Raw genomic sequence first — 8,171 nt, forward strand, 5'->3', positions numbered from 1 at the left:
GTGGTGGGCGGGCCCGGAGTCGGGCGCGCGCCGGGGACGACCGTGTCGCTGCGGTCGTCCGGCAGGACGCCCGTACCGTCCGGGACCTCGTGGGTGCCCTTGCGGTAGTACTCCAGCCACCTCAGGACGGTGTTGAGGTACTCCGTGGAACGGTTGTAGCTCAGGATCGCCTGGTGCAGGTCGGCCTCGACGGCCAGGTCGCGGTCGTTGGCGCAGAGGTAGTGACCGGCGGCGAGCGCCGCGTCGTAGATGTTGTTGGGGTCCTTCTCGCCGTCGTTGTTGCCGTCCCGGCCCGCGAAGGCCCACGTCGAGGGGATGAACTGCATGGGGCCGACCGCGCGGTCGTGCGTCGAGTCGCCGTCGTAGGCGCCCTTGTCGGTGTCGGTGATCCTCGCGAAGCCGTTGCCGTTCAGGACCGGGCCGAGGATCGGCTTGAGTGTCGTGCCGTTCGCGTCGACCCGGCCGCCGCGGGCGTGGCCCGACTCGACATTGCCTATCGCGGCGAGCAGCTCCCAGGGCAGGTGGCAGCCGGGCTTGTCCTGGGCGAGAGCGGCCTCGGCCTTCTTGTACGCGTCGAGGACGGTGGCGGGCAGACCCGCCTCCCGCTCCCTCTCGCGGTCCTTCGGCGAGTCGCCGGTGGAGGGCACGGGGCTCTGGAGGGGCGGCAGGTCGGTGAAGTAGGGCGAGCCGCCGGTCGCCGAGTCGTCCGACGCCGAGGGCGAATCCGCGGCTCCGGCCGTCGTCTCGTCGCGTGGGACGTCCGTCACACCGGGGGCCTGCGACGCGGCGAGTGCCGCCACCGCCGCCGCGGCGACCGCGCTGGTCACCGCTCCCCTCCGCAGCCGCCTGCCGAATACCGGCGCCATGACCGAGCCACCCCTCCCCTTTTCCGACCGTTGCGCGCCGACCCCGCCTCCGTACACGCTTGCCTTCGTACGCGCGTGCTCCCCGGCGGGGTGACCCTGGCGACACTACGACAACTTCCGGCGCGCAGGCACCTGTTCGCGCCCGGTTTTTACCGGTTGGCCTGATGGTCGCGACAGGGCTGTTACGCGGCGGGCCCGCCCCCCGGCCGCTGGGCCGGAGCCGAGCCGTCCGGAACCTCGCTGATCTCGCTCTCCGGGGTGAAGTCCTGGTTCATGGCGCGGCCCCGGTTGAGGTTGCGGTGCACCGCCTGCGCGACACGTTCCACCGTACGCACTCCGTACGCCATGGAGGGGTTGTCGTGCGAGAGGACCGCCATGCGGTACGAGCGGCCGCCGCCCGTGAACGCGCCGATGCTGTGGACGCGCCAGCCGTGCGACGACCTCGGCAGCCAGCCGTTCTTGAGGTGGGCGCGGATACCGCGCGGCATGCCCGCGGGGACGCCCCAGCGCTGGTCGCGCCGGACGTCCGCCATCTGCCGGAGCCCGTAGGCACGCGCGCGCGGACCGAGGACCCCCCGGTCGGTGGCGAGCGCGCCGAGCAGCCGGAGCTGGTCGGCGGCCGTGGTGGTGGTCAGGCCCCAGTACCCGTACCTGCCGGGCGTGGTCCGGGTGGTGCCCGCGACGCGCAGGAACTTGTTGAGGTAGGCGTGGCCGAGGTCGGCCCAGAGCCGCCGGGCCGCCTCGTTGTCCGAGCGGGTGATCATGGGGCGGATCTTTCCGCGCTCCCAGGTGGTGAGGGTGCGCCGCCACTCCTGCGCGCGGCGCAGCGTGGCCTCCATCATCAGTACCTTGGCGATGCTCGCCGCGTCGTAGCGCCGGTGGTTCGCGAGGCGGCAGACGGTGCCGGTACGGGTGTCGTAGACGGCGATGGAGACGGTGCCCGCCCTGTTGGCCAGGGCCGCCCTGATGTCCTGGGTCATCCGGGCGGCGAGCGTGCGGTCCCGGGCGGCGGTGCACAGGGCCGAGCCCGTGCTTCCGCCCGCGCCCATGCCGGTGCCCTGGAGGCGGGCGGCGTCGGCGGCGGTCGCCGGTACCGGCGTCAGGAGGGCCGTGGCGAGTRCCGCGGCTAGCACGGAGCGGCGGCGGGGCTTCGGCCGGCGAGGGGTCATTCCGTCATCCTGGCCGGGTCCGCGCCGGGGGGCGCGGGGGCGGCGGCCACGTGGGTGAAGTGGCGTGCCTTGCTTGAGCGGTTCCGGTATGTCGTGCCCCGCGCCCCTGGGCTGGGGGGCTTCGCGTGTCGCTCTCCCTGCGGGTGCGTCCTGGTTGGTCGCGCAGTTCCCCGCGCCCCTGGCCTGGGGGCTTCGCGTGTCGCTCCCTCTGCGGGTGCGTCGTGGTTGGCCGCGCAGTTCCCCGCGCCCCTGGCGGGGTCTCGCTCGGGCACGTCTCGGGGCACCGTTCCCCGCGCCCCCGGCGGGGTCTCGCTCGGGTATGTCTCGGCGCGGGGGACGGGACCGGTGAAGCGCCCGGAGGGGCTAGTGGGCCGCTGATTCCCAGTTGGGGCCTACGCCTACCGAGACGTCCAGGGGGGCCCGCAGGGCTACCGCTCCGGCCATTTCTCTGCGGACCAGTTCCTCCACCTTCGTCCGCTCGCCGGGGGCGATCTCCAGGACGATTTCGTCGTGGACCTGGAGCAGCATGCGGGAAGCGAGCTTCGCCTCGGTCAGGGCACGGTGGACGTTCAGCATGGCGATCTTGACGATGTCCGCGGCCGTGCCCTGGATGGGCGCGTTCAGAGCCATCCGCTCGGCCATCTCGCGGCGCTGGCGGTTGTCGCTGTTGAGGTCGGGGAGATAGCGGCGGCGGCCCAGCATCGTCTCCGTGTAGCCCGTGGCGCGGGCCTCGTCGACCGCGCGCCGCAGATAGTCCCGCACCCCGCCGAACCGCTCGAAGTACGTGTCCATCAGGACCCGCGCCTCGCCCGCCTCGATGCTGAGCTGCTGGGAGAGGCCGAAGGCCGACAGGCCGTACGCCAGGCCGTACGACATCGCCTTGATCTTGCGGCGCATCTCGGCGTCCACGGCGTCCCGCTCGACCGAGAAGACCTGCGAGGCGACCGTGGTGTGCAGGTCCTCGCCGGAGGTGAACGCCTCAAGGAGGCCCTCGTCCTCGGAGAGGTGGGCCATCACGCGCAGCTCGATCTGGCTGTAGTCCGCGGTCATCAGCGATTCGAAGCCCTCGCCGACCACGAAGCCGCGGCGGATCGCCCGGCCCTCGTCGGTACGGACCGGGATGTTCTGGAGGTTCGGCTCCGTGGAGGAGAGGCGGCCCGTGGCGGCGACCGTCTGGTTGAACGTGGTGTGGATACGGCCGTCCGCGGCGATCGACTTGATCAGGCCCTCGACGGTGACCCGCAGCTTCGCCTGCTCGCGGTGGCGGAGCATGATGACCGGGAGTTCGTTCTCCGTCTGGGCGGCGAGCCAGGCCAGGGCGTCGGCGTCCGTGGTGTACCCGGTCTTGGTCTTCTTCGTCTTCGGCAGGTTCAGCTCGCCGAAGAGGACTTCCTGAAGCTGCTTGGGCGAACCGAGGTTGAACTCGTGGCCCGCCGCCGCGTGCGCCTCCTTCACCGCCTGCTGCACGGCCCCGGCGAACTGCTGCTCCATCGCCTCCAGGTGCGCGCGGTCGGCGGCGATGCCGTGCCGCTCCAGGGAGGCGAGGAGCGCGGACGTCGGCAGCTCGACGTCGGTGAGCAGGTCGCTCGCGCGCACCTCCGTGAGCTTCTCGCCGAAGGCGGTGCCCAGGTCCAGGACCGTGCGGGCCTGCGACATCAGGGAGTCGGCCTCGGCCCGGTCGTCCTCCTCGGTACCGAAGGCGAGCTGCCCGTCGGCGGCGGAGGCGGGGGCGAGCTCACGGCCCAGATACTCCAGGGAGAGCGCGTCCAGCGCGAAGGAGCGGCGGCCGGGCTTGACCAGATACGCGGCCAGGGCGGTGTCCATGGTGACGCCGTCCACCGTCCAGCCGTGCTCGGGGAAGACCCGCATCACCGACTTGGCGTTGTGCATGACCTTGGGCTTGGCCGGGTCGGAGATCCAGGCCGCGAACGCGTTCTCGTCCGCCTCGTCCAGGGACGCCGGGTCGAACCAGGCGGCCGCTCCCCCGGCGGCGGCGAGCGCCACCTCGGTGACCGTGCCCGAACCGAGCTGCCAGGTGTCGACGGTGGCGACGCCGAGGACCGCCTTGCCGTGCTCGGCCAGCCACGGGGCGAGCTCGCCCGCGCCGAGCACCGACCCGTCCAGCTCGACGCCGGGCTCCGCCGGGGCCTGCTCGGCCTCCTCGGCGCCCGGGTCCACGGCGAGCAGCCGCTCGCGCAGCGAGGGGTTACGGATCTCCAGGGTGTCCAGGACCATGGCGAGCGCCGTCCTGTCATACGGAGCGCGCTCCAAGTCGGCGACCGTCTTGGGCAGTTCCACGTCGCGGACCATCTCGGTCAGGCGGCGGTTGAGCTTCACCGCCTCCAGGTGGTCGCGGAAGTTCTGGCCGGCCTTGCCCTTGACCTCGTCGGCGCGCTCGACCAGGTCGGCGAAGGAACCGAACTGGTTGATCCACTTCGCGGCCGTCTTCTCGCCGACGCCCGGGATGCCGGGGAGGTTGTCCGAGGGGTCGCCGCGCAGCGCCGCGAAGTCGGGGTACTGGCTGGGGGTCAGGCCGTACTTCTCCTCGACCTTCTCCGGGGTGAAGCGGGTCAGCTCCGAGACGCCCTTGGTGGGATACAGCACCGTGACGTGGTCGGTGATGAGCTGGAAGGAGTCCCGGTCGCCGGTGACGATCAGGACCTCGAAGCCCGCGGCCTCCGCCTGGGTGGCGAGCGTGGCGATGACGTCGTCGGCCTCGAAGCCGTCGACGGCGAAGCGCACCGCGTGCATCGCGTCGAGCATCTCGCCGATCAGCTCGACCTGGCCCTTGAACTCGTCCGGGGTCTTGGAGCGGTTCGCCTTGTACTCCGAGAACTCCTCGGAGCGCCAGGTCTTGCGCGAGACGTCGAACGCCACCGCGAAGTGCGTGGGCGCCTCGTCGCGCAGCGTGTTCGCCAGCATCGACGCGAAGCCGTAGATCGCGTTCGTCGGCTGGCCCGTCGCGGTCGTGAAATTCTCCGCGGGCAGCGCGAAGAACGCCCGGTAGGCCAGGGAGTGCCCGTCCATGAGGAGCAGGCGCGGACGCTGCCCGGCGCCCGCCTTCCCCGCCTTCGTCGCCGCGGTCTCGGACTTCTTCTTCGCTGCTGTTTCTGCCACGTCCCCGATCCTGCCACGCCCCACTGACAGTCCCGTCCTCCGCGGCACCCGGGCCCCCGGATTGTCACCGTCGCGTGGGAGGATCGCAGACGTAGCTCACGCACGTGCTCGAAGGGAAGCCGACCATGGCAAGCAAGCCGCCCAAGGGCGATCCGGTCCAGGACGCGCCGCGGGTCGCCCCGGCGCAGCACGCGGCGGCCGGCCTCCCCGCCATCGGGCACACCCTGCGGATCGCGCAGCGGCAGATGGGCGTGCGCCGCACCGCGCTGACGCTGCTCCGCGTCAATCAGAAGGACGGCTTCGACTGCCCCGGCTGCGCCTGGCCCGAGCCGGACCACCGGCACAGGGCGGAGTTCTGTGAGAACGGCGCGAAGGCGGTGGCCGAGGAGGCCACGCTGCGCCGGGTCACCCCGGAGTTCTTCGCCGCGCACCCCGTGGCGGACCTCGCGACCCGCAGCGGGTACTGGCTGGGCCAGCAGGGCCGCCTCACCGGTCCGATGTATCTGGCGGAGGGCGCCGAGCGCTATGAGCCGGTCTCCTGGGAGCGGGCCTTCGACATCGTCGCCGAAGAGCTCACCGCCCTGGACAGCCCGGACGAGGCGGTCTTCTACACCTCGGGCCGCACCAGCAACGAGGCGGCCTTCCTCTACCAGCTCTTCGCCCGCGAGCTCGGCACGAACAACCTCCCCGACTGTTCGAACATGTGCCATGAGTCGTCCGGTTCCGCGCTGACCGAGACGCTCGGCGTCGGCAAGGGCAGCGTCCTGCTGGACGACCTCCACCAGTCGGATCTGATCATCGTCGCCGGACAGAACCCCGGCACGAACCACCCGCGCATGCTCTCCGCCCTGGAGAAGGCGAAGAACAACGGCGCGAGGATCATCACGGTCAATCCGCTGCCCGAAGCGGGCATGGAGCGCTTCAAGAACCCCCAGACGCCGCAGGGCATGCTCAAGGGCACCGCCCTGACCGACCTCTTCCTCCAGGTCCGCATCGGCGGCGACCAGGCCCTCTTCCGCCTCCTGAACAAGCTCATCCTTCAGACGGAGGGCGCGGTCGACAAGGACTTCATCGACGCCCACACCCATGGGTACGAAGAGTTCGCCGCCGCCGCGCGGGACGCCGACTGGGACGAGACCCTGAAGGCCACGGGCCTGGAGCGCGCGAGCGTCGAGGAGGCGCTGCGCATGGTCCTCGCCTCGCGGCGCACCGTCGTGTGCTGGGCGATGGGCCTGACCCAGCACAAGCACTCCGTGCCCACCATCCGCGAAGTCGTCAACTTCCTGCTGCTCCGCGGCAACATCGGCCGCCCCGGCGCAGGCGTCTGCCCGGTCCGCGGCCATTCGAACGTGCAGGGCGACCGCACCATGGGCATCTTCGAGCGGCCCGCACCCGCCTTCCTCGACGCCCTGGAGAAGGAGTTCGGCTTCGCCCCGCCCCGCCACCACGGCCTGGACGTCGTCCGCGCCATCCGCGCGCTGCGCGACGGCGAGGCGAAGGTCTTCTTCGCCATGGGCGGCAATTTCGTGTCGGCGTCCCCCGACACCGAGGTCACCGAGGCCGCCATGCGCAGGGCCCGGCTCACCGTCCACGTCTCCACGAAGCTGAACCGCTCGCACGCCGTGACCGGCGCCCGCGCCCTGATCCTGCCGACACTCGGCCGCACCGAGCGCGACGTCCAGGGCGGCGGCGAGCAGTTCGTGACCGTCGAGGACTCCATGGGCATGGTGCACGCCTCCCGGGGACGCCTGGAGCCCGCGAGCGCCGAGCTCCTCTCCGAGCCCGCCATCGTGTGCCGCCTGGCCCGCCGCGTCCTCGGCGAGGCCTCGCGCACCCCCTGGGAGGAGTTCGAGAAGGACTACGCCGCCGTGCGCGACCGCATCGCGCGCGTGGTCCCCGGTTTCGAGGACTTCAACGCCAAGGTCGCCACCCCCGGCGGCTTCGCCCTGCCGCACGCCCCGCGCGACGAGCGCCGCTTCCCCACCGCCACCGGCAAGGCCAACTTCACGGCCGCCCCCGTCGAGTTCCCGGCCGTGCCCGAGGGGCGGCTGCTGCTCCAGACCCTGCGCTCGCACGACCAGTACAACACCACCATCTACGGCCTGGACGACCGCTATCGCGGGATCAGAAACGGCCGCCGCGTGGTCCTCGTCAACCCCGACGACGCCCTCGCCCTCGGCTTCGCCGACGGGGCGTACGCCGATCTGGTCGGCGAGTGGCGGGACGGTGTGGAGCGCCGCGCGCCCGGTTTCCGCGTCGTGCACTACCCGACGGCCAGGGGCTGCGCCGCCGCGTACTACCCCGAGACCAACGTCCTGGTGCCGCTCGACGCCACCGCGGACACCAGCAACACCCCTGCCAGCAAGTCCGTCGTCGTACGCCTGGAACAATCGGCGATCGACTGAGCGTTCGCTCAGTGACGGCTGAGCGAACGCTCAGCCGCAGGTGCGACGACGAACGGACGGAGCCGGGCCCATGGGCGAGCAGAACAGCGTGAAGTTCCCGCAGCAGGTCATCGAGGAGTACGCCGCGCTCGGCGTCGACCTGCCCTCCCTGTTCTCCGCGGGACACCTCGGCACCCGCATGGGCGTCCAGGTCCTGGAGGCCTCCGCCGAGCGCGTGGTCGGCACGATGCCGGTCGAGGGCAACACCCAGCCCTACGGCCTGCTGCACGGCGGCGCCTCCGCCGTCCTCGCCGAGACCCTCGGCTCGGTCGGCGCCATGCTCCACGGCGGCGTCAACAAGCTCGCCGTCGGCGTCGACCTGAACTGCACGCACCACCGCGGCGCCCGCTCCGGCCTGGTCACGGGCGTGGCCACCCCCGTGCACCGGGGCCGCTCCACGGCGACGTACGAGATCGTGATCACCGACGAGCACGACAAGCGGGTCTGCAGCGCCCGCCTGACCTGCATGCYCCGCGACGCCCCGAACGGCACCGCGACGGCCTGATCCCCACGCGGCCCGCGCACGACCCCGCGCACGCCCCCCGCGCACAACCGGCGGGCGCGGGCCCCCGGGC

The 8,171-nt window shown here is 72.0% G+C and carries 5 protein-coding genes; 2 read left to right on the forward strand and 3 right to left on the reverse strand.

The window, feature by feature from the left end; all coding sequences use genetic code 11:
- The 3 genes from AB8Z36_RS22960 to polA all read right to left on the reverse strand — a co-directional run.
- The coding region (locus AB8Z36_RS22960; RefSeq protein ID WP_369215248.1) for a lytic transglycosylase domain-containing protein at positions 1-866 on the reverse strand (866 nt) is incomplete at its 3' end.
- A 182-nt stretch (positions 867-1,048) separates the two neighbouring features.
- Complete coding sequence (locus tag AB8Z36_RS22965) at positions 1,049-2,035, reverse strand: serine hydrolase (protein WP_369215249.1); 987 nt, start codon at positions 2,033-2,035, stop codon at positions 1,049-1,051.
- 363 nt (positions 2,036-2,398) lie between these two features.
- Positions 2,399-5,062: a DNA polymerase I gene (gene polA, locus AB8Z36_RS22970; RefSeq protein ID WP_369215252.1), complete on the reverse strand. Its 2,664-nt coding sequence runs from the start codon at positions 5,060-5,062 to the stop codon at positions 2,399-2,401.
- A 215-nt stretch (positions 5,063-5,277) separates the two neighbouring features.
- Between polA and AB8Z36_RS22975 the strand changes: the two genes are divergently transcribed.
- Positions 5,278-7,557 carry an FdhF/YdeP family oxidoreductase gene (locus AB8Z36_RS22975; RefSeq protein ID WP_369215250.1) on the forward strand — a complete coding sequence of 760 codons (2,280 nt, stop codon included), beginning with the start codon at positions 5,278-5,280 and terminating at the stop codon, positions 7,555-7,557.
- Positions 7,558-7,627: 70 nt separating this feature from the next.
- Positions 7,628-8,101 carry a PaaI family thioesterase gene (locus AB8Z36_RS22980; protein ID WP_369215251.1) on the forward strand — a complete coding sequence of 158 codons (474 nt, stop codon included), beginning with the start codon at positions 7,628-7,630 and terminating at the stop codon, positions 8,099-8,101.
- The last annotated feature ends 70 nt before the right edge of the window (positions 8,102-8,171 follow it).

Origin of the sequence: Streptomyces flavofungini, assembly GCF_041028215.1 — a bacterium.
Lineage (GTDB): Bacteria > Actinomycetota > Actinomycetes > Streptomycetales > Streptomycetaceae > Streptomyces > Streptomyces flavofungini_B.